This is a genomic window from Paenibacillus sp. CCS19, assembly GCF_033239625.1.
GTDB lineage: Bacteria > Bacillota > Bacilli > Paenibacillales > Paenibacillaceae > Paenibacillus_T.
Genome location: NZ_BTCK01000001.1, coordinates 26,841 through 47,227, shown reverse-complemented (window position 1 = coordinate 47,227; position 20,387 = coordinate 26,841). Strand labels below are relative to the sequence as shown.

The 20,387-nt window shown below is 49.5% G+C and carries 25 protein-coding genes; 7 read left to right on the top strand and 18 right to left on the bottom strand.

Translation table 11 applies throughout. The features are described from left to right. Window positions 1–13 precede the first annotated feature (13 nt). The 5 genes from SBI19_RS00250 to SBI19_RS00230 all read right to left on the bottom strand — a co-directional run bounded on the left by SBI19_RS00250 (window position 14) and on the right by SBI19_RS00230 (window position 5,193). The gene (locus SBI19_RS00250) at window positions 14–739 is read right to left on the bottom strand and encodes a beta-ketoacyl-[acyl-carrier-protein] synthase family protein (RefSeq protein ID WP_317964192.1); all 726 of its coding nucleotides are present in this window, start codon (window positions 737–739) and stop codon (window positions 14–16) included. Further along, entirely contained in the window at window positions 717–1,964 is a 1,248-nt protein-coding gene (locus tag SBI19_RS00245; protein WP_317964191.1) for a beta-ketoacyl-[acyl-carrier-protein] synthase family protein, read from the bottom strand. The genes SBI19_RS00250 and SBI19_RS00245 overlap by 23 nt, the downstream gene beginning before the upstream one ends. Next, window positions 1,957–2,217, bottom strand: a complete 261-nt coding sequence (locus tag SBI19_RS00240; RefSeq protein ID WP_317964190.1) for an acyl carrier protein — start codon at window positions 2,215–2,217, stop codon at window positions 1,957–1,959. The genes SBI19_RS00245 and SBI19_RS00240 overlap by 8 nt, the downstream gene beginning before the upstream one ends. Further along, on the bottom strand, window positions 2,210–3,739 hold the full coding sequence (locus SBI19_RS00235) for a glycosyltransferase family 2 protein (protein ID WP_317964189.1): 1,530 nt from the start codon (window positions 3,737–3,739) through the stop codon (window positions 2,210–2,212). The genes SBI19_RS00240 and SBI19_RS00235 overlap by 8 nt, the downstream gene beginning before the upstream one ends. A gap of 110 nt (window positions 3,740–3,849) precedes the next feature. Then, window positions 3,850–5,193 (bottom strand): response regulator transcription factor, encoded by a 1,344-nt coding sequence (locus SBI19_RS00230; RefSeq protein ID WP_317964188.1) that lies wholly within the window; start codon window positions 5,191–5,193, stop codon window positions 3,850–3,852. A gap of 418 nt (window positions 5,194–5,611) precedes the next feature. Here SBI19_RS00230 and SBI19_RS00225 point away from each other — a divergent pair, with 418 nt between their 5' ends. Beyond that, window positions 5,612–6,133 (top strand): VanZ family protein, encoded by a 522-nt coding sequence (locus SBI19_RS00225; RefSeq protein WP_317964187.1) that lies wholly within the window; start codon window positions 5,612–5,614, stop codon window positions 6,131–6,133. 73 nt (window positions 6,134–6,206) lie between these two features. Here the strand turns inward: SBI19_RS00225 and SBI19_RS00220 are convergent, their stop codons facing one another. The 3 genes from SBI19_RS00220 to SBI19_RS00210 all read right to left on the bottom strand — a co-directional run bounded on the left by SBI19_RS00220 (window position 6,207) and on the right by SBI19_RS00210 (window position 7,663). Next, window positions 6,207–6,506: a hypothetical protein gene (locus SBI19_RS00220; protein ID WP_317964186.1), complete on the bottom strand. Its 300-nt coding sequence runs from the start codon at window positions 6,504–6,506 to the stop codon at window positions 6,207–6,209. A 289-nt stretch (window positions 6,507–6,795) separates the two neighbouring features. Next, a complete protein-coding gene (locus SBI19_RS00215; RefSeq protein WP_317964578.1) occupies window positions 6,796–7,260 on the bottom strand; it encodes a phage tail protein in 465 nt (154 codons plus the stop codon). Between the two features lie 58 nt (window positions 7,261–7,318). Continuing rightward, window positions 7,319–7,663, bottom strand: coding sequence for a DoxX family protein (locus SBI19_RS00210; RefSeq protein ID WP_317964185.1), 345 nt, complete (start codon window positions 7,661–7,663; stop codon window positions 7,319–7,321). A 223-nt stretch (window positions 7,664–7,886) separates the two neighbouring features. Between SBI19_RS00210 and SBI19_RS00205 the strand changes: the two genes are divergently transcribed. The 3 genes from SBI19_RS00205 to SBI19_RS00195 are packed head-to-tail and all read left to right on the top strand — an operon-like array spanning window position 7,887 to window position 10,616. After that, window positions 7,887–8,633 carry an ABC transporter ATP-binding protein gene (locus SBI19_RS00205; protein ID WP_317964184.1) on the top strand — a complete coding sequence of 249 codons (747 nt, stop codon included), beginning with the start codon at window positions 7,887–7,889 and terminating at the stop codon, window positions 8,631–8,633. Next, on the top strand, window positions 8,630–9,886 hold the full coding sequence (locus tag SBI19_RS00200) for an ABC transporter permease (protein ID WP_317964183.1): 1,257 nt from the start codon (window positions 8,630–8,632) through the stop codon (window positions 9,884–9,886). Before SBI19_RS00205 ends, SBI19_RS00200 begins: the two co-directional genes overlap by 4 nt. Continuing rightward, a complete protein-coding gene (locus SBI19_RS00195; RefSeq protein WP_317964182.1) occupies window positions 9,873–10,616 on the top strand; it encodes an ABC transporter permease in 744 nt (247 codons plus the stop codon). Before SBI19_RS00200 ends, SBI19_RS00195 begins: the two co-directional genes overlap by 14 nt. Window positions 10,617–10,670: 54 nt before the next feature. Here the strand turns inward: SBI19_RS00195 and SBI19_RS00190 are convergent, their stop codons facing one another. The 3 genes from SBI19_RS00190 to SBI19_RS00180 are packed head-to-tail and all read right to left on the bottom strand — an operon-like array spanning window position 10,671 to window position 13,259. Then, the gene (locus SBI19_RS00190) at window positions 10,671–11,672 is read right to left on the bottom strand and encodes a sensor histidine kinase (RefSeq protein WP_317964181.1); all 1,002 of its coding nucleotides are present in this window, start codon (window positions 11,670–11,672) and stop codon (window positions 10,671–10,673) included. Further along, window positions 11,669–12,340 (bottom strand): response regulator transcription factor, encoded by a 672-nt coding sequence (locus SBI19_RS00185; RefSeq protein ID WP_317964180.1) that lies wholly within the window; start codon window positions 12,338–12,340, stop codon window positions 11,669–11,671. Before SBI19_RS00185 ends, SBI19_RS00190 begins: the two co-directional genes overlap by 4 nt. A gap of 19 nt (window positions 12,341–12,359) precedes the next feature. After that, on the bottom strand, window positions 12,360–13,259 hold the full coding sequence (locus SBI19_RS00180) for a LysR family transcriptional regulator (protein ID WP_317964577.1): 900 nt from the start codon (window positions 13,257–13,259) through the stop codon (window positions 12,360–12,362). 114 nt (window positions 13,260–13,373) lie between these two features. On the opposite strand from SBI19_RS00180, the gene SBI19_RS00175 reads away from it, so the two are divergent. Beyond that, window positions 13,374–14,114 (top strand): SDR family NAD(P)-dependent oxidoreductase, encoded by a 741-nt coding sequence (locus SBI19_RS00175; RefSeq protein ID WP_317964179.1) that lies wholly within the window; start codon window positions 13,374–13,376, stop codon window positions 14,112–14,114. Window positions 14,115–14,184: 70 nt separating this feature from the next. On the opposite strand, the gene SBI19_RS00170 is transcribed toward SBI19_RS00175, so the two are convergent. Next, a complete protein-coding gene (locus SBI19_RS00170) occupies window positions 14,185–14,541 on the bottom strand; it encodes a VOC family protein (protein WP_317964178.1) in 357 nt (118 codons plus the stop codon). Window positions 14,542–14,717: 176 nt separating this feature from the next. Between SBI19_RS00170 and spoIIP the strand changes: the two genes are divergently transcribed. After that, entirely contained in the window at window positions 14,718–16,196 is a 1,479-nt protein-coding gene (gene spoIIP / locus SBI19_RS00165) for a stage II sporulation protein P (protein ID WP_317964177.1), read from the top strand. 58 nt (window positions 16,197–16,254) lie between these two features. On the opposite strand, the gene SBI19_RS00160 is transcribed toward spoIIP, so the two are convergent. The 6 genes from SBI19_RS00160 to SBI19_RS29530 all read right to left on the bottom strand — a co-directional run bounded on the left by SBI19_RS00160 (window position 16,255) and on the right by SBI19_RS29530 (window position 20,097). Further along, window positions 16,255–17,019, bottom strand: a complete 765-nt coding sequence (locus SBI19_RS00160) for a hypothetical protein (RefSeq protein ID WP_317964176.1) — start codon at window positions 17,017–17,019, stop codon at window positions 16,255–16,257. Between the two features lie 160 nt (window positions 17,020–17,179). Further along, window positions 17,180–17,497, bottom strand: coding sequence for a GNAT family N-acetyltransferase (locus SBI19_RS00155; protein WP_317964576.1), 318 nt, complete (start codon window positions 17,495–17,497; stop codon window positions 17,180–17,182). A 201-nt stretch (window positions 17,498–17,698) separates the two neighbouring features. Continuing rightward, entirely contained in the window at window positions 17,699–18,337 is a 639-nt protein-coding gene (locus SBI19_RS00150; RefSeq protein ID WP_317964175.1) for a VOC family protein, read from the bottom strand. An 11-nt stretch (window positions 18,338–18,348) separates the two neighbouring features. Next, window positions 18,349–19,071: a VanW family protein gene (locus SBI19_RS00145; protein WP_317964174.1), complete on the bottom strand. Its 723-nt coding sequence runs from the start codon at window positions 19,069–19,071 to the stop codon at window positions 18,349–18,351. A gap of 240 nt (window positions 19,072–19,311) precedes the next feature. Then, complete coding sequence (locus tag SBI19_RS00140) at window positions 19,312–19,704, bottom strand: VOC family protein (RefSeq protein ID WP_317964173.1); 393 nt, start codon at window positions 19,702–19,704, stop codon at window positions 19,312–19,314. Window positions 19,705–19,947: 243 nt separating this feature from the next. Beyond that, entirely contained in the window at window positions 19,948–20,097 is a 150-nt protein-coding gene (locus SBI19_RS29530) for a hypothetical protein (protein ID WP_350340443.1), read from the bottom strand. A 65-nt stretch (window positions 20,098–20,162) separates the two neighbouring features. Here SBI19_RS29530 and SBI19_RS29500 point away from each other — a divergent pair, with 65 nt between their 5' ends. Continuing rightward, entirely contained in the window at window positions 20,163–20,282 is a 120-nt protein-coding gene (locus SBI19_RS29500) for a TetR family transcriptional regulator (RefSeq protein ID WP_348538005.1), read from the top strand. Window positions 20,283–20,387: the final 105 nt, after the last annotated feature.

Genomic DNA, 20,387 nt, shown 5'->3' with positions numbered 1-20,387 from the left:
GTCAAGCCGACCTTCATGGATGCGCATAGATGGCCTCCGACTCGAAACCGCCTGCCATACCGTGAAAGCTCGATTGCGATGAAGGATTCATCACATCATAGAACGATTGAATCGACATACCTGGTTGATTTCTTCGTATCGCTGTCTCTTGCTTCTCCATGATGACGCATACGCTCCCGCCGCCGAAGGCGATGTTCCTACCGTGCGTATCCATATGGTCAAGGATCCATTGCTCCGCCTTGCGGGACGGCACGTCGCACAGGACGACAACAACGAATGCTGCCGACTGCTCCTCCAGCCAATCCGCCGCTTGAAGCAGCACGCTGTACGTCCCGAGCCTCGTCGCCCCGATACAGGACATCGGTCCATGGATCTCAAGCTCCTTGGCAACGTAACCAATGATCGCGCTTGGCACCGATTGCGGGAACATGATCGGACTCACTCGTTGCTTGAGCAGAAGTTCGGTGCTCGTCACTTCATCCGTCACGGCATCAACGAACTGACTGCCGAGTACAATGCCGCGTTGTGTCGTCGGAACATCACAACCAAGCACATCCGATGCCTTCACCGCGTTCATCACACTGTAATGAATAAGCGGGTTGAATGGGGAGCGTACGAAGCCTCGTATGGCTGGCACTTCGGTATCAGCCGATACGAAGGAACAGCCTGTCAGCACAAACTCGCGGTCCATCCACGCCAGATCACCCTGCTGCCGCTCATTGAGTCCGAATGCTGTCATCCCAATCTCCCCTTTGCAAAATAAGACTGCAATTGTTGCCGCCGAATGCGCTGGAATTGGACATCACCGTTCGCAGCGGCAAGCTGCGAGCGCCTTCGGTCACATAATCCAGATCCATCCCTTCATCCTGGTCCTCGTAGTTGGCTGTTGGGGGAATACGCTGATCCAGCAGGCTGATCATGCTAATGACCGCTTCTACGGCTCCTGTCGCCTCAAGCATATGACCGGTCGTCGACTTCGTTGAGCTTATCGGCACTTGCGCGGCAAGGTCGCCGAATACACGCTTATACGCTTTCGTCTCGCACCGATCGTTAAGCGGTGTACCTGTTCCGTGCGCGTTCACATAATCGATATCGCGTGATGTAAGACCAGCCTTACGGAGCGCAGTCTCCATTGCACATGCTAGTCCGCGTCCTTCCGGCTCCGGCTGTGTGACATGGAAGCCGTCCGAGCTTACGCCCCAGCCAACGATTTCGACCAGCGGCTTGGCTCCCCGCTTCAATGCGGATTCCAGATTCTCCAGCACGATAATGGCTGCGCCGTCTCCGATGAGGAGCCCCGTCCGCCCTCTCGAGAATGGACGAACCGTATGATCCGCCATCGCGCGGCTCGAATCGAATTGGTAGAAGTTCTTCGGATGCAGCACATGAAGGCCTCCAACGAACGCACAATTCGATCTGCCATACCGAATCTGGTCATAACCGTAGCCAATCGCATTCGCGGAAGCTACACACGCGTTAGTAAAAGCGACGCAGCTGCCGCTCGAGCCGATCCGAGCGGCAATCTCATCGGCATGAACCGAAGGAATCGAATCATGAATCGACACCGGCTCACTTGCGTGTATGGTCTGGAATTCATGTTCGATTCGTGAGGCCGAGCTGCCATCTCCCGTCGGTTGGAACTGCGCATAATACGGCATCAGCACATTGCCTTCACCCAGATTGCCGACTGCAACGACTGCATCCGCCAGCAGCGCCTGATCAACCGTCGGATCAAGTCCAGACATGTTCAGCGCCTGCTCCAAGCAGTATCGATTGAACGCGCGGTACGATCGCTCTGCTATCGGTGCCTCTGCTCCCCACTTCGCGCATGTTCCTGTCGTATCGAAGCTCCGAACCGGCGAGAAAGCATGCCTGCCTTCGAATACATGCGATCGGATGAACGAATCGCCATACCCGAACGGAGTTATGATCCCGTAACCTGTTACAACAACGCGATTACGCATGCACGCTTCGGCCTTCCAGATAGTCGAGCAGTTCCGGCAGGCTCTTCAGTCCCAGCTCCGCTAGGTCCTCATCCGGCACTTTGCAGCCATAACGCTCCTCTAAGTTGACGATCAGCTCCATCATGGAGATGGAATCGAGCTGGAACATTTTCTCCACGTTATCCTCGAGATTGATCTCCTGCGGCGCTTCCATATTCATCTTCGTTACGCATACCTCCGTAATGTACGACTGCAGCTCTTCTAGCTTACTCATGATTAACAACTCCTTCGGTTTCATAGTCATATGCGTTCGAATGGGACATCGCCCATAGACTGACACGCGGGTACGCAGCAATTCGCTCCTTCAGCTCCGATTCCGTTGTCTGATACACCCGCTCCATGAACAGCTTCCGCTGGACTGGATTCGGTATAACGACATGCTCTTCGCCTATTCCACTGTTCAGCACCTGATTAAACCGCTCATGGAAACGGTCGGACACGAGCAGAACGACCTTCTTGCCGATCCTCGACAGCTCCAGCAGCCAATGCTCCTGAAAGTCAGCCGAGAACAACCGAAATAAATCCGATACGATTACCACATCAAAATATTGACCCTCGTAAGCTGTACGACATCCAAGCAAATACTCGACTGTTCTATCTGCTAATTGCTGCTGGTACAGCTCCGTCAGCGGGCGGCTATGCGCGAATAGATGTGTTGTCGGCAGCAGCTCTGCTGTGCCAGCGCAATCCGGCCCAATCAGCAGCGATCTGCTCATGCCATCCAGATGAACGCATCGCAGCTCTTCGAGCGAATGCTCCGAGTAAGGAGCCGGAAGCACATCCGACATGCGTAGAACTCTCAATTTCTCCATGACAAAGGTGTACATGGGCCCTTCATAGATCAAGTACAGCTCCGTCTCCAGTTCATTGAACTTGGCATGCATATACGCCTTGTTGCGGCTTTCATTGCTTCGCTTCTCCTCCGAGCGATGAATCGGATGCGGGTAATGAAAGGCGACCAGTCCCTTCGGATGATGGAAGGCGGCGCCTTGCTGGAATAGTCGGTAGCTGAAATCGATATCTTCTACTCCCCATCCAAGATACGCCTCGTCGAAGCCGCCGATCCTCTTCGCGAGAGCTGCTGGCACCGTAATCGCGCAAGAGAAGCCGTAATACCATGGCGAAGCTACTGCGCTCACATCTCTGCGAAAAACGTCATGACGGAAGTCCTGCCATTCCTCTCCTGCAAGCAAGGGAACGTAACTATTAGCGCTTTCGAAGCTCATGCCGTTAAGGATAGAAATGTCGGTAAGCGCTGGATCTACCCTCAACCCGTACGTGTAAAGCATGCATACATGACTGCTGCTCTCGGGGCGGTTGCGATAATAATCTGCTATTCGGGCAAGTCCATCCAGCGGGATGAGGATGCCGCTGTCGAAGAAACACAAGATATCCCCTGTACTCGCCTGAATGCCGAGATTGCGCGCTCTCGATCTGCACGAATCGCTGTCCCTTGGACGGTGTACGTAGTGCAGTTGATCGAACTGGCCTTGCAGCTGTTCAACATGGAATCTTGTCATGTCGTCCGAGCCATCGTCCACGACGATGATTTCATAACAATCATCATCTTTCACTAGCTGCTTCATAAGCAGCTCCAATCCCATGAGCAGCAGTCGGTCGGAATTGTAGCTGGGTATGATGACCGATAGCTTCATAGCATCACGCTCCTCCGTTTCCGAATCATACGTGCTGTTGTATTGCCATTCCAGACCTAATTCCGCTAGGACCCCGCCCATCTGGGGTTGTCCTAGTCCAGCTAGGACTGCTTATAGAGCTGAAAGAAGCTGCCCGAATGTCGGACAGCTTCGTGTATTTGATCTTCAGCACAACAGGAACAAGTTGATGCTCAAATCCAGCTATTTCGCTTCGCAACTGCGACTGCTTCGTACATGCGGGAGCATGTTGTTTTGCGCAGAATGCTCGTAATATGATTCGCCAATGTCTTCTCTGCGATCGGATGCTCCCGATCATGGTTCATCAATTCAACGATTGCTCTTCGCGACGCACCTGGATTGCTGCTGTAATAACGAAGCACCTCGACCTCCACCTTGGACAAAATCGATTTCGATCGCAGCTCCAGCCTGCGCAGACGCAGCCGCGCTTCGATACGCGCTATCAGCTCCTGACCTATGAACGGCTTGGGCAAATAATCGTTAGCCCCGGACTTGAAGCATTGAATGATTTCCTCAGGAACGCACATCGACATCATCATAATGATCGGCAGCTCCTCTGGCGAATAGGACTGGCGAAGCTGCACGCACATCTCGTTGCCCGACACGAAGGAGCCGGGCAGCGATGAGTCTAGCAGAACGAGATCGAATCGATTCTGCTCGATAAGACGGAGGGCATCGGCGCCTGAGAGCGCCGTTGTGATAGTCCAACCTAGAGGCTGAAGATAGCTCGATATCGCATGCAGCTGATGAACTTCGCCGTCAACTGCAAGGATCTGCACATCGCAGCCCCATTCCCGGTTGTTCAGATTCGCGTAACGACCATACTCGTATGCATCCCGACCGTTAGATTGCGCTGCTCGCTGCAGACCCGACTCTAATGGATGCTCTTGATCAACTTCAAAGGTGGCTGGAGCTGTGGCGACGGCAACGGAAATTTCCTCCGGCACGCAAGCTGTTTGCTGCTCCATCGCCGCTGCGACGAACGTTCGATTAGACATCGTGGTAGTGGAAATCGGATCATTCATACGAGGGACATCGTCGTTGTAATTGGCAAGCTGCTTCTCTTGTTTATCTAGGCAGTTCTTGCAATGGGCCGAGTCCGTTAGGTGTGCGAGCTGCGATAGTTCAGCCGTGCGCATCTCGATTTGTTTGCCAGCAAGCGTAAGCTGTTCTGAGCATAACTGCAGTCGCTCGCTTGCTTGCACGAGATGATGGGTATGCTCCTGGATGCTTTTATGAACCCGAATAATTGAAGCCGTTTCCGTCTGCACACCTTGTTGAACGTCAGCGATTCCTCCGTTCTTCAGCCGATTTCGCTTAATGGGAAGTAGAAAGTAGATCATGATCGCAGGAAAAATGAGGAAAGTCAAATCAAGCAGCAGCAGGCTGTTTACGAACAGAGCCATCAGCGCTGCGTCCGATTCAAGCATATCGACCGCCAGTACGACAGTGATCGCAAAGGCGGTTCCGAGCATAAGCAGCATGACAGCCGCTATCATCAAGGCGGTTCGCATCATGGCGCTCCTTCTGCGCAATAGACACTCGATCAACTTGTTGGAAGACGCTTGAACAGTGGAGAATGACGAGGATGACCTAGTAATCTATTACAGCCGAAATAAGTATATTTTCTCGCTACTTCCCCCTCACGAATTAATCATACCGAATATTTATACCTACTATTAGCGACTATTTAACTACTTCATCTGCGTGAAAAATAGCGAATTTTGCGATTTTGCAATAGGAATACATGTTTACATCAATTACGCTTCATGAGAGGAATAAAACAATAGCGACCACCTCCTGCTGCGTACAGGAAGCGGCCGCTATTGGGTTAGCTCATTCGATATAACTGTTTTATGAAAATTTAAGGATTACCATCACATTAATTTAAACCCCCTTCCCTATACTTGTTCCATGAAAGGCGGGATGCAAGTGATGAGAAATAAGTGGGCGATGAGATCCATTCCGGTGACGGTGCTGTTCGTCGTATACCTGTATATTTTGACAAAGATTATATTGTTCAAGTTCGGTCACGTGGATCTGATGTTCTTGTTGCGGCAGGCCAATTGGGCGATTCACGATATGAGCCGCCTCCATTATCGGCTGGACATGGCTAACCTCACGCCGTTCCGTACGATTGCAGAGAATCTGCGCAGCCACTCCGTGTACGAATATATTCAGCTATACGGCAATATCGGCTTATTCATCCCATTCGGGATTTTCGTTCCCTATCTAACTCGCGGCACGAAGCTTGACACCTGGACGTACGGCTTAGTGTTCATTCTATCCTTTGCATTATGTCTGCTGCTGGAATGTACGCAGCTTGTGTGCAGCATCGGTATGTTCGACGTGGACGATTTAATTCTGAATACGGCCGGCGGCATGGTCGGTTGTGTGCTGTTCCATCTGATCGTGCGCGTTACAAGTCCCGGTAAAACTGCTGCTGCAGCGAGATGAACCTCTGTGGATAATAAAACAAAGAAATGGCGGTGTCAGCGAGTCTTCCCTGCACCGCCATTTCTTTGGTAGGTTAATTCCCTGTGCCAACACTTGCAACAGTCCAGAACATCCAGTGTTTTCGCAGATAGAATACACCCAAGTCATCCCTGGTAACGGGATCCGTATATCCAATTACCTCATAAAGATGCCCATGCTGCAGATCGTGTCTTTCCTTGTCCGTTATATCTGCTGTTAAACTCTGTATGGGTCTTAAGTGCAAGAAGATATGCCTTCTTATTGCTAACTCAGGTGAGAAAAAACTCACGATCCATACCATAATGATAGCACTGATAACGACAATAGCTCCCCTTTTAAGTCGTTTGTTAGCCATACGTTCATTCTCCTTGTTCGACATGTACTAACATTGGAAGCGCTGTTTAGTTGAAGTGGTTAGTTTCGCACTAAGGAACTATAGGTACACTATTCGATCGAATGAGGCTGCTCTATTGTGCAAGGAACTGTACGGATGTTATTCCGTACTTAGTCGGCCTCAATCAGCGATTTGCAGCGTAATAGCGTCATCTGAGTTCCTTGGCCTTCGATCGGCACCATTTGGTCCCAATAGCGTTATCTGAGTTCCTTACCAGCTGGTCTTATACGAAACGACTGCGTTGCTTGCTTTAATACTCTCCTTTAATAACGAAGAACGAGCCCCGAATTGTTCCAGCCAGCTTCGATTTCTGCCTTGCAAACTTAAACTTCTCTTCCAGCTCCTTCGGTACCTCCATCCCCTCCGACAGTTTGAAACCAACTGCTCGCTTCTTCGGGTCATCCACCGTGTACATTACGTTAAGGGCAAGCCCATCCTCGTAAAAGACGTAAGTAAATTTGATATTCTCGACTTGGAAACTCGACGTCTCGAGCGGCTTCGCCGAGAACGCCAGGTTACGCTCTTCCTTCAAGATTCGATTCACATAATCCAGGTTCTCCTGGCTCTCGCTTGCGGGAACAACCGTAAATTCATGCTTATATTTGGTCATAAAATATCGCGCTTCATTCGCACGCAATCCAGCAAGCGCTTCTACTACAGGTGAGGACTCTAAACCAACGGTGGACACATTCTTAAAATCAACGATGCAGGACATCATCATCTCTCCTTATTTATTATTAGTCGCGAACAATTGCAAACAATGTCCTCTGTTGTTAGGCTTGCACAACAATCAAAGCCGCACCGACTAGTGTAAGGATCAGTGCCGGTACCGCCTGCCCGACGGAGTGCTTGACTCTGAAGTGGGATAGGAATCCGACGAACATCGTGAACGCAAGGAGAAGTCCTGCCCATACCGCCACTTCCTTATTCCAATAACCGATCACAAGTCCAGCAGCCCCAGCTAATTGAACGACTCCCGTAACGACCCGAAACCATTGCGGAAGTTTGAGCGAATCAAAGATGTCCACCCAATTCTTGGAGCCCGCTATCTTGCCAGCCCCGCCAAATCCCATTGCAACGAGCAGAAAACTTTGCAGAATAACAAACACGATTGCCATAATCCTTATTCCTCCTATAGTCGGTTGGTCCGGTTCAATCGGCCACCGTTTGGTGTCTTATTGAAGTATAGGACACCATTCAGTGTCCTGTCAACTGGATTTTTAACATGCTGTTGTTACCGAACGATAAAGTGACAACTCCGTCACTTTGAACACGCGTAGTTCGATGGATACAATATTCGCAGCCATTTATATTAAGGGATATAGAAGGAGGGAACCTACTGTGCAGACCGTTATTCAAACGACCAATCTATCCAAAAGCTACGGAACGACGTCGGTGTTGAGGAATATCGACCTTACGATCCATGAAGGGGAACTAACCGCCATAATGGGGCCATCGGGCTCCGGCAAATCGACGCTAATGAATGTGTTATCGACGATCGACCGTCTGTCCGGCGGGGATGTCATACTCGAGGGCAAGTCACTGCTTGATATGAAGAAACAAGCGGCGAGACAATTCCGGCAGGAGCGGATCGGGTTTATTTTTCAAGACTACAACCTGCTCGATACGCTGACCGCCAAAGAAAACATCCTGCTTCCCCTCTCCCTTCGTCGGTTCAAGTCCGAAGAGATGGAACGCCGACTGGCTCCCATCGTTCAAGCCCTGAACATCGAAGGAACTCTAGAGAAATATCCGAATGAATTGTCCGGCGGACAGAAGCAGCGCGTCGCCTCCGCTAGAGCCATAATAACGAATCCGGCGATCGTATTCGCGGACGAACCGACGGGCGCACTCGATTCCCGCTCCGCGACGCAGTTGCTCGAGCAGCTCGTCTCCTTGAATGAGACGTTTCGCACGACCATTCTGATGGTTACGCATGACGGCTACGCGGCAAGCTACTGCAAACGGGTTATTTTCCTGCGGGATGGAAGCATCGTGAACGAGATCTATGCAGGCGAACAAACCCGGCAGCAATTCTATGATCGAATTCTCGACAATCAAAGCTTGTTGGGAGGCAAGCGAAGATGAGTTTGCTCGAGCTTACACTGCGCAACGTCAAACGGAATTTCCGTCTTTATTCGATTTATTTCTTCGCGATGATAGCTGGCGTTATCGTTCAATTCACCTTCTCATCGCTTATGTTCAACAGTGACGTTCTGAACGCGCTGCAAAATCGTGAAATATTCGAGCTCGGTGCGACGATCGCGTCTATCACCGTATTCTTGTTCATTATTTTCTTCATTCTGTATGCCAATTCGTTCTTCATGCGCCAGCGCAAAAAAGAGTTCGGCATGTACCTGTTGTATGGCTTAACCGAACGGCAAGTCGTCCGAATGATCTTCTATGAAACGCTTGTCATCAGCGGCATTTCGCTCGTTGCCGGCGTATTGACGGGGGGCTTGCTCTCCAAGCTGTTCGGCATGCTGCTCATGAATATGATGCAATACGATCAAGCGATCTCGCTGGCATTCCCGATTGAGGCCATCGCGTCGACCGCGGCGATGTTCTTCGTTCTGACGGTCATCATCAGCGCGCAAAGCTATTTCATGATGAACCGGTTGCAGTTGACCGAGCTGTTCCATGCCAGAGCGAAAGCTGAGAAACCGGTGCGTGCATCCTCCATCTGGGCTATCGTTGCGGTGCTCTTGATCGGCCTTGCTTTCACGCTTATCTACAGCGGCAAGGGCTCGGTTGTCTGGCAGCAATACTCGACGCCAAGCTTGATCGCGACTAGTGTCGGCATTATCCTTGGAACCTACTTGTTCTTCCGCCAATTCGCCGGCTGGCTGCTGCATGCCATCAGCAAACGGGCTAAGTATTTCGAAGGCAATACGGTGCTGTGGACAGCATCGCTGCGTTTTCAAATACGAGGCAATACGCTCAATCTGGCCTTCATCACGTTGTTCGGATCGGCGATTATGATGTTGATGTGCTTCATGACGATCAACTACAAAGTGCAGTTCGAAGCGGTCGGAAGAAATTTGCCGAATGACATTGCCTTTCAGACGTTGGATGCGGACACGACGAATCGAATGGATACGATGATTCGCGACTCCGAGCATAGCGTGAAATACCATTTGACACACGAGACGCTCGTCGCAACGCCTGTCACGGATATGAATGTCGCATTCGATGAACCTGCCTATTTTGACCAGGAAGTGCAGCTCGTATCTGAAACGGCGTATAACGAAGTGGTTGGTAAACGCGGGGACGATCAACGTGTGGCGTTAGAGGGCAACGAGGCCGTCGTATTATCGCAGGGGTCTGATGCAGGGGTCTGATTTTCCTCGGACGTTCAAGGATGACGAAGCTCCAAGCTTCGCCGTTAAGGTCGGTCCAAGTGAACAACCAACGACGTTCGCGCTCGTTGAGAAGAAAGACTACGCCTTTCTGGGCTGGTCTTCCGATCCGAACGAATCGATGGGCAAGAAGCCGGCTGTATTCGTCGTATCAGATGAAGTGTACGCAAGTTTGCGTGATGCAGCTAGCAGGAAATCGTATGAGCTGTACGCAATCGAAGGTGCCAAAACCGCCGAAGCATTGTCCATGCAGGTTTACGCGATTGTATCGCAAACATCCGGCGCCTACTACTCGTCGTTCGCGGATGTATATTCGAAGCAAATTGAAGGTTCTGCCCTCATGTTATTCTCCAGCGGCTTCTTCGCTCTCGTTGCGACTTTCGCGCTTGCCAGCGTGATCTACTTCAAGCAGCTTCGCGAAGCAACGGAAGAACGGCAGCAGTACGCAATTCTTCGCAAGCTCGGCGTTGACAATCGGCAGATTAAACGTGTCATCCGCAAGCAGCTGCTGTTCGTCTTCCTTCCACCGCTTGCATTGAGCGTGCTCTACAGCTGGTCGATCATCAAAGCGTACATCTTAGAATCGATCAGTAATTTCCCCGAACTGCCGGGCATCACATGGGGCATTATCGGGGTGTACTTCCTCGTTTATTTGCTGCTTTACGTTTCATCCACGAACCTGTACTACAAGATCATAAGCCGAAGACTTTAGGTGGTTGTCGGCACAATCAAGAGGTTGGACATCATCTGTCCAACCTCTGTTCATCTATGCGTCCGTGTGTAACGAGCGCACCGTATTCAGATAGGGATCATGATTCCGCGGAAAATGGATTGTGAACGCCGAATATTGACCGACGACGGACTCACATGTAATATAGTGCCCCAGCTTGCGCGACAACTCCTGCGCCAAATACAGCCCCATCCCCGTCGACTTTGCATGAACGCTGCCGTTCACACCTGTGAACCCCCGATTAAATACACGCGGCATATCTTTGGCATCAATGCCGATCCCATTATCGCGGACGACAAGCCGTCTCTCATCTTGCGTCATATGGGAAGAGATCGAGATCTCTCCGCCCTCTTCTGTATATTTCAACCCATTCGACAGCAGCTGGCTTACTATGAACGATAGCCATTTGGGATCACTTTGCACGATGGCAGGAGGAAGATCGAGACGAATTTTTATTTTGCGCGAAATAAAGGTCTTGGCATGTGCCTTCACAGCTTCCTTCGCCAGCTGTTCCAGATCGATATTCATAATCTCGTAGTCCTGATTGAATGTATCGAGCTTCGCGTAGTACAATGCTTGATCGACGTAATGCTCGATGCGCGACACCTCGTCTTCGATCACTTTGAGCTCAACATTGGTCTGCTGCATAAGCCGCAGCACCGCGATCGGCGTCTTAATTTCATGAAACCACGATACGATGAAATCATAATATTCCTTCTGTCTTGCTTGGACCTCATTAAGGGCATGAATATGTGCAATCCTCGCTTCATCCATCGCATCCTTGTAGGATTCCGCCTCAAGCGACAACGGCTCGGTATCCTCGTCGTTCTGGTTGCGCACCGCATGCTGCACGGTCATGTATCGCGCAATGAGAAAAACTGCAAGCAGCAGCGCAACAAGGATGAAGGCGTAGAGCAGCGTCTGCCATTGGATGAACATCCCCGGGTCAGCCCAGAACACGCCGATCGTAAGGAGGAACATCGCCGCATACAGGAGAAGATACGACCGTTCATATCGGAGGAAGCGTGCGATCTTCATTCGACGATGTACCCCAATCCTTTGCGCGTCGAGATGAACTCTTCCAGCCCAAGCGAGGCGATCTTGCGTCGTAGACGGTTCACGTTAACCGTCAGCGTATTGTCGTCGACGAATTGGTCGTCGTTCCACAGCACCTGCATCAGCTCGTCACGCGTCACGATACGCCCGGCATTACGCATCATTGTCTGCATAATTAGCGACTCATTGCGAGACAGCTCCGCTGTCTGATCTTGATATCGAACGGTTGAATTGGACAAATGCAGGACGAGCTGATGACGTGTAAGCTGCATATTATCATCCTGGTACGTGTAATTACGACGCAGCAGCGCATTTACTTTGGCCACGAGAATACCAAGGTCGAACGGCTTCTGGATGTAATCATCCCCGCCCATATTAATGGCCATAATTACGTCCATATTCTGACTTCGCGAGGACAAGAAAATAATCGGAACCTTGGATACCGTACGTATTTGCTGACACCAGTAAAATCCATCGTATACGGGCAAGTTCACATCCAAGAGGATCAGGTGAGGCTGCTGAGCTTTATACACATTCATAAGGTCATGGAAAGAAGTTGTCTCCACCACCTCGAACTGCCACTTGCGCAAGGCATCGGTTACGATTGCCCGTATTTTCTCGTCGTCTTCAACGATCATGATTCGAAACACTGCAAACCCTCCGTTGCACTTAAGTTAATAGATAGGACTCTTCGCTTAGCTGCTGCTTAATATATTGATAGAGCTTCCGGCTCGCCAATTGCAGCGGGTAAGACGACTCTCTGCATGCAAGCCCAGACGTCATGTGGATGAGGTCTCCACTGACTTCCCTCGCCTTCATCCCATTCAACGATGAACCTGCCATGATTCGGGGTATGAGCGCGATCCCTAGCCCAGATTCCACATACGACTTCAACGCCGTCATGCTCCCAACTTCCATCGTATCGAGCGTCACATTCCCCTTGTCCCGAAGCACCATCTCCAGCTTCTTGCGGTAAGGACAAATCGCCGAAGTAATGAGCACCCGATAACCTTGAAGGTCCTCCGGCGCGACGGTCTGCTGCTGTGCAAGCGGATGCTGCTCGGGCATGAACGCGACAAATTCTTCTTGGAACAAGGGTTCAAAATAGAGATTCGCACCTCTATCAGGCGTCGTTGTAAGCGAGAAGTCAATCTCCCCCGCCAACATCCGTTCGGTTAAAACCGGTGTATTCGCAATTTCAATCGAAATGCGAATATTGGGATATTCGGCCATGAACGCTTTCAAGATGCCAGGCAAGCGGAAGCTCGCGGTCGGCTCCGTTGCTCCGATGCGGACATGTCCCGCTACCCCCTCTTTCAAGTCGTGCAAATGGTTCTGAAGCTGCTCCATGCGCTGCACGATCGACAAACTCTGCTCATAGAACAGCCGCCCGGCCTCCGTAAGGGTCAATTCTTTGCCGCGTTCCAATAACGTTACGCCCAACTCCGACTCCAGCTTCTGAATTTGCATCGTTACGGTGGATTGCGCATAGTTAAGCTCTTGCGCAGCGCGATTGAAGCTGCCGTTTCTCACGATCGCTTGAAACGTTTTTAATGTTTTGAGATCCAGAGCAATCTCCCCTGCCTAGTTCAATAATTTTGAACCATCTATTCAATTAGTTCAATTATACAAAACCACCTATCGCCATTACAATAAAGTCAATCAAATCGGAGGTGTACTGCAATGGACATGTTGGACAAAGTGGCACTTGTAACGGGCGGAGGAACGGTGATAGGAAGAGCAACCAGCTATGCACTCGCCAAGAAAGGCGCGATTGTCGTCATCAATTATTCCAAATCGCAATCGGATGCAGAACATACTGCAATGCAAATTCGCAATGAAGGCGGGCGGTCCATCACGATTCAAGCAGACGTCTCGCAAGAACGGGAAGTACGCAGCATGGTCGATACAATAGTCGAGCAGTTCGGAACCATCGATATACTCGTCAACAACGCGAGCATTACGAAGCATATTCCATTGGGCGATATGGATTCGATTACGACTGAAGTGTGGAACGACTTGTTCGGCGTGAACGTCCAAGGCATGTTCAACTGCGCTCGTGCAGCAGCTCCTTATATGAAGAACAATCAAGCTGGCGCAATCGTTAATCTCGGCAGTATCGCAGGGTTGACAGGCCTTGGCTCCTCGCTCCCCTACGCCGTCTCCAAAGCAGCCGTACATGGACTTACGAAATCGCTAGCGCGTGCGCTTGCCCCCGCGATCAGAGTGAACTGTATCGTGCCTGGAGCTGTTGCAACAAGATGGTGGGAAGGACGAGAAGAACAAATGCATCGACTTGCCCCCAATCTTCCCTTACAACGGATATCCACGCCTGACGATATAGCAGCCATGATCATTGCCGCCTTGGAGCAGGAAGCGATGACGGGGCAGATCATCGCCGTGGATAGCGGACAAACCATGTAACCTGCAACGCATGCTATACGAAGTAAAAATGATGGAGGCCATCCCTTATGAGATGGCCTCTTCGTCGTATTCACCCTTCGAGATCGAAGGCTGTAGGATGAAGCGGTTGATAGATCGGCAAGTCGGCACCGCTTGGCAGCTTGATGGCGGCAAGCTTGCCCCATCCTTGATTGCTGATTGTCCGTGAGATCTTCACGCCTTTAGCGGTTAAATCCGCAAGCGTCCTCTCAATATCCTCGCACATAAAATAAAACTCATGCGTGCTGACTCCTTCTGTTGGGTGTACAGCAATTTCCGCAGGAGGCAGCTTGAATATTAACCATCCGCCGCCAGCATCAACACTTCCTAATCCGAGCACATCCCGGAGGAAAATCCGGTCCGCGTCCGCATTTGTACTATATAAAATGATGTGTGCTGCATGAAGCATGAACTTCTCATCCCTTTCGATTTGTATCATGAACATTATTCCAAATCTGGTTCCTGATTAGACATTACCAGAAATATAGGGTTGATATAATGGCGATAATTTCTTATTTTTAAGAGGCTTTCGTTTTCTCGCTGCGACAACATGTCTGCTAGACCCGACAACTAGACTAGAGGTGGATGATGAAAAGATCGATTATTGCTTTGTTATCGCTATTGCTTGTACTCTCTATTAATCTACCGACTTCCTATGCTTCAACCCCAACGATCAAATTGTATCTGAATGGCCAGAAGCTAAGCTCGCCGGTTGCCCCTCAATTAATGAATCAAACCACGATGGTGCCGATTCGCGTTATCGCGGAAAACTTAGGCGCTGACGTCGTATGGGATAAGAAAAGCCAGATCGCTACCCTTTCCAACGACACGACAACGATCGTACTGCCGATTAACGGAGCCTATGCGATTCTCAATGGAACAACGAAGCCGCTGGAGCAATCCCCAATCGTCATTGATGGGGTCACGCTGCTTCCCATTCGATTCGTCGCCGAGAACTTTGGTCTTGTCGTGAAATGGGATGCGGCAACTTACGCAGTTAGTTTGTGGAGAACAACCAGCGATGTGTCCGGCAGCGATCCGGCAGTCGACCCGAATGTGCCCGTATTGCCGCCTGATCAATATCCGTCGCTTCAGTCCATTCAATTGGTCAATAATCTATTAACGATCGCAACCGATGGGAGCTTCTCTCCGAGCGTCTCCATCCTCACCGATCCAGATCGGTTAGTCATTGATCTGCCAGGCGTAACGTTTAATGGCGCTATCAGCGAACCGGTCGACAGTACGATGGGTGAAGTATCGAACATTGCTGCCGACAATCCTAATATTGTGAATATCCGATACATAATGAACGATTCGGAATCCTCGACGATTCGCATCGTGGCAGAGCTCAAACAGAAACTGAGCTATCAGATCCAGAACACCGGCGACCCATCGAAGCTTGTCATTCGTTTGGATAAGGCGGCGACCTCGGATTCAAAGCCGGCGGTCTATATTTACCAATCGCACAGTCAGGAATCGTGGATCCCGGAATTGCCGGGCGTTAAGAACCCAGATTACGCGTTTAATAAAACGACCAATGTCTCCATGTTAGGAGCTCGGTTGGCCGGCGTCCTGCAAGCGATGGGTGCGGAGGTCTATCATACCTCCTACGACTATGAATCGATATATGGAAGCCAATTTATTTATTCGAAATCATACGTTTATTCGGAGAAATCGATCATCAACCAACTTGCGCTGCATCCGCAAATCAAGTACTTATTCGATATTCACCGCGATACGAGCCCAAGAAGCGCGACGACAGTCAACATCAAGGGCACGAACTATGCGAAGTTATACTTCGTGATCGGTCTCGAGAATCCGAATTGGAGACAAAACGATGCCTTCGCCAAAAAGATTCAAGCGCTAGTCACGGCCAAATACCCGGGCCTGTCCAGGGGTATCTACTATAAAGATAAAAGCGTCGGCAACGGTTGGTATAACCAGAACTACTCGCCTAACAGCGCGCTAATCGAAGTCGGAGGCACGGCAAATACGCTCGCGGAATCCAATCGCACGATGGATATTCTGGCGCAAGCGATTAATCAGATCCGTTTGGGCGGTTAGTGATTTAAGTGAGGAAAATGAATGAAAGCCGCTCAATTTCTGAGCGGCCATTTTTTTGTCATTTTATAAGCTCCTGCAAACGAGGGAGAACTACCTTCTCAAAATGATCGGTCGATCTGCGGGATATTTGAAGGACCATCCCGTCATGATCATCCCCGTGTTCTTCGGTAAAATGAAGAAAGTAATCATACCCTTCGACTGGGGCTTCTTCATTCAATATCACGCAATTGAACCACCAATCCGTTAGTTCGAACGATTGCTTGATCTCCTCTTTCGTGTTGGCCCGATACCAGAGCGTGCTTTTCAAATTATCGGGGCGATCATAAGGCAGCAGCCACGAACAATTATTGTATACCAATCGGTCATTTACAAACGCCTGGGTAATCTCATTTAGATCCTCTAACGAATAAACGGAGTTCATTTCATGTACGATAGCTCCTATTTTCAATAAGAGCTCTTTATCCAACTCTTTATACGCAGTTCCGATAAATTGCGAGAACAGTTCATCCATAATGTCCGAATTAACCTGATGTTTGAGATTAGGTGCCGAATGATGCGACAGCACTTCCATCACCCTTTGTCTAATAGCTTGGTTAGGATCATAGATAATACCCGCGTGGAAACTACTCGCTGAGATTTCAATCATTTCGTCCCTATGCGGATCCAGTTCTCTATTCCAATTCGTATATAAGAAGAGAATATCTTGTCCCGGCTCTCGAAATGTAAGAATGAGTTCTGTTATAAAATCAAAAACGCTCGGACCAAATCCCAATTCGTAACCTAATTCCAAACGATATGGATAAGTATTCGTATGTAGTTTCAAAACGCTACCCCCCTCTCTTAAATAGTGATCGGACACATAGTCCGCACCATCTATCCTAAGATTAATGCGCCGCTATGGATGTATATGCTTATCAGACCTTCAATAGAAAATGACCGGAGCAGCCGAGGCTATTCCGGTCATCTCCTTGTAACAAGAGCTGCTACAAAACTAATCGACGAGCGATTGCTTCTTCCGAGTTGATGATTTCAAAGTCAAGTGACTCATAAAGGTTCGAAGCGATTTCGTTCTCTTTGCGATGACTAAGTCTTACCTCTTGGCAACGAAACTGATCTCTAAGAAGCTTGATCAGTTCAACCATTGCACTTCTTCCATATCCCTTTCCTTGATGATGCTGGTCAATCATAATCGCTTCTATTTCTCCGATTCCAGTTTCATTGACGCAATATATGGCGAAGCCAACCATCTCATCTTCATGATAGATAGCGAGTGGGTTGAAGTGTGTTTCATACGTTGTCAGCTAACCAATATACAACGGGTGCCGTGAATATTAGGCGTTGCTCATCCGTTACGTTAAGCTGCGTGCATTGAAACCAATTATCTCTTGTGACTTCCCTTAAGTTTACCATTGGACTGGACTTCCTCCTTAGATTGCCACAGAAGAAATCCAACAGAAGGACTCTATCTGTGGATTAGACTACAATCACCTTGTTCAGCAGCATTACACATCACTCCTCTCATGATCACTAGCAGTATTGCGGAATTGCCTATCTTCAATCTCGTGATACAGCCTGAATCCCGCAACAACAGCGTCTAGAAACTTCTGTTGTTCCACGCTTATCCGCTCGGCAATCCCCTGAATCATCTTATTCTCATTCTCAGTCAATTCCCTTTTAAGTGCGGAACCAATACTATGTTTAAGGTCGAAGGCTTCCCCTCTTTCTTCAACGACTCGGATAAAATGACCGTCAGGATCAAAGAAGGTGAAAAATCCATACTCGTTCGTAAACTCTGGCTCATGATCTATATGAACGCTGGCCTGTTTCACTCGTTCATGCAAAGCCAGCAAATCATTCGTTAACAGTTCAACCATCGTCACTTGTCCCGTGCTGTTTGTGATCCAGAACGAACGAGGAAACACAAACTTCAACTGTGTAACATCTTCTGATTTCGTCTCCATCAAGAAGATACTCGGACCGTTCCCGTTCTTCAACGCAATATGCGCCTCGCCAAACGAATAATCTGCAGAAACCTGATCGTAGCCTAACACTTCGCAATAAAAATCGACTGACTTCCTCAAATCCAATACGGGGATTCTCAAGCAGCAGTAACCGATTATATCTCCTTTATTGCTTGGCATATTACACCCTCCTATTCATTCGTCTCTCTCAACCGAAACGGCTGATAAACTTCGTTCTTGGAATAGGTCAATGTTTCCCGATCGTTAGTCATGCGTAGGTATCGGCGCGTCGATACGATGCAGCCATTGCGGTACTTATGACCTTCTTGTTCAGGTGGCACAATCTCTTGCAGCAGCCGAATGTCGATTCGAACCGTCCCTGGGAGTGGGGTTAAAGCGTAAATACGGCAGCTGAGCATCATATTGTTGTGATCAAATGCTGCCTTCACGATAATGTCGCTATTATGCGAATTACGGAACTTCAGATCCTTCCGGCCATAGACATAGGCAGCGTCGCCGCCTAGATGAATGAATCGCGATTCTCCCCACATGTCCGTGCTATGATTATGCTTCTCGAGAATTGCGAGATTCGCCTTCAATGCAGCATCGAATACTAATGTGGCAACAGCACACACGCTGCCGCCAGTCGCGAATACAACCTCGCCGTTTATAATGACAGGTCCTTCCTGGAAACCAAGTTTACCTGATGAATCCTTCAAGAACCTTCGGAGGGAGAACACTTCGTTCGGCTTAAGAGCGACTCCGTCTACGAGGGTGCATGCGGTATGCATGTTATGGAAACGACGAGCATTAATCTCCTCTTGTCCTTTCCAGCGTGACATCTGGAGCGTAGTTTCGGCAAGGATAGCATATTGGGCTAACTCAGAATCAGCATTCATTTTACGTGTGGTCATACGAGGTAACCAACCTCGCAGCAGGCTTCTCATGTTGTCAAGCAACAGCCTCGCAAACAGCCACCTGACTTGCGTTCGATTCCGACGTCGAAGCATTACCTAAACCTCCTAATGGGGGTCACTGCACTAGCGAATTTGAGGAATTTTCAAACCAGACACGCCCGAACATCAAGGGCAAACATAGGGCCATCCCATGGGGATGACCCTTTCTTGCATAACGTTCATTTGCAATTGCACATTTTATTCAAAAGTAGACTTGGCATGCGCCACTAGCATGTTTCCGCTTGGGTCATAAAAGTCAAAATCCATGCCAAGCGTCTCTTTGACATCTTCGTATTCGACGACTCCTCTGTCTTGTCTGATCTCACCAATCCTTACCCCATTACTCTTCAGGTGAGATAACAGATGCATAATGTCCTCTGCTTCAAAGCCGATAACGACCGACATTGCTCCTTGATGCAATTCCGTTTCACAGAGAAATAGTTCCGGGCCCGAAGGGAGTTCAACAATAACCATTTTGTTGTCTGGTCGTTTCCATTGCACCTTGCAGCCCAGATTAGTAACGTACCACGCAGTAGATTGTTCAAGATTGCTAACTGGGATTTGCAAGAAAGAAACTCCGCTAACTGTCATCTCTATAACCAGCCTCTATAATTGGATTTATATTCCTTTATTTAGACTAGTTTTTTATATCATCCCGGTCAACTAAATTTTTGCAAAAGTTGTTAGTGATAGATCAGCCATCTCTCCACGCCTTCAGGATAGGTAGTGTACACTCAACAATGGCCCCGTGTTCGAACGGCTGGTGGAGGGCGTCCCCCAGCTCACACAGAAAAGCCGTCAATTCCAATGACGGCTTTTCTAGTAACTGTACATTCAGTTCGGGAAGTCCTCTAGATGGGAGCCACACAAGACAGCGAGTACGATGGCGAGAGCTGCCAGCACCAGCGCAGGCGCGATCGCGCCGAACTTGTCGCTGACGCGTACGTGAAAGGCGACGGCGCCAATCATAATGAAGCCGATCAGGACGGCGCCCCAGAAGACCCAACTGTCGCGCCAAAAGCCAACAATCAGCCCAGCGGCGGCAAACGATAGGCGACATCACGAAGCATGCGAAGATCAACCGCGCGACCTTCTACGCTCACTACGCTGATAAATACGATCTGATGGAAGATGCGCTCTCGATGACATTCGGCAGTTCGGGAGATTGACGGGGTCGGTCTTCCCGTATGACGGCTTGGTCAACATCCCGGTAACCAGAAACAACACAACAAAGAAGGCCATTTCGTTAAAAACGGCCTTCTTTCACTTCAACT

Bases quoted from the DNA above. Each gene is read 5' to 3' on its own strand.
- SBI19_RS00215 (WP_317964578.1), bottom strand. From the start codon at position 7,260: ATGTCCTGCATCGTTGATTTTAAGAATGTGTCCACCGTTGGTTTAGAG.
- SBI19_RS00245 (WP_317964191.1), bottom strand. From the start codon at position 1,964: ATGCGTAATCGCGTTGTTGTAACAGGTTACGGGATCATAACTCCGTTC.
- SBI19_RS00210 (WP_317964185.1), bottom strand. From the start codon at position 7,663: ATGGCAATCGTGTTTGTTATTCTGCAAAGTTTTCTGCTCGTTGCAATG.
- SBI19_RS00150 (WP_317964175.1), bottom strand. From the start codon at position 18,337: ATGCCAAGCAATAAAGGAGATATAATCGGTTACTGCTGCTTGAGAATC.
- SBI19_RS00190 (WP_317964181.1), bottom strand. From the start codon at position 11,672: ATGAAGATCGCACGCTTCCTCCGATATGAACGGTCGTATCTTCTCCTG.
- SBI19_RS00140 (WP_317964173.1), bottom strand. From the start codon at position 19,704: ATGACAGTTAGCGGAGTTTCTTTCTTGCAAATCCCAGTTAGCAATCTT.
- SBI19_RS00200 (WP_317964183.1), top strand. From the start codon at position 8,630: ATGAGTTTGCTCGAGCTTACACTGCGCAACGTCAAACGGAATTTCCGT.
- SBI19_RS00250 (WP_317964192.1), bottom strand. From the start codon at position 739: ATGACAGCATTCGGACTCAATGAGCGGCAGCAGGGTGATCTGGCGTGG.
- SBI19_RS00170 (WP_317964178.1), bottom strand. From the start codon at position 14,541: ATGCTTCATGCAGCACACATCATTTTATATAGTACAAATGCGGACGCG.
- spoIIP (WP_317964177.1), top strand. From the start codon at position 14,718: ATGATGAAAAGATCGATTATTGCTTTGTTATCGCTATTGCTTGTACTC.
- SBI19_RS00225 (WP_317964187.1), top strand. From the start codon at position 5,612: ATGAGAAATAAGTGGGCGATGAGATCCATTCCGGTGACGGTGCTGTTC.
- SBI19_RS00195 (WP_317964182.1), top strand. From the start codon at position 9,873: ATGCAGGGGTCTGATTTTCCTCGGACGTTCAAGGATGACGAAGCTCCA.
- SBI19_RS00235 (WP_317964189.1), bottom strand. From the start codon at position 3,739: ATGGGCGGGGTCCTAGCGGAATTAGGTCTGGAATGGCAATACAACAGC.
- SBI19_RS00220 (WP_317964186.1), bottom strand. From the start codon at position 6,506: ATGGCTAACAAACGACTTAAAAGGGGAGCTATTGTCGTTATCAGTGCT.
- SBI19_RS00240 (WP_317964190.1), bottom strand. From the start codon at position 2,217: ATGAGTAAGCTAGAAGAGCTGCAGTCGTACATTACGGAGGTATGCGTA.
- SBI19_RS00145 (WP_317964174.1), bottom strand. From the start codon at position 19,071: ATGACCACACGTAAAATGAATGCTGATTCTGAGTTAGCCCAATATGCT.
- SBI19_RS00175 (WP_317964179.1), top strand. From the start codon at position 13,374: ATGGACATGTTGGACAAAGTGGCACTTGTAACGGGCGGAGGAACGGTG.
- SBI19_RS00230 (WP_317964188.1), bottom strand. From the start codon at position 5,193: ATGATGCGAACCGCCTTGATGATAGCGGCTGTCATGCTGCTTATGCTC.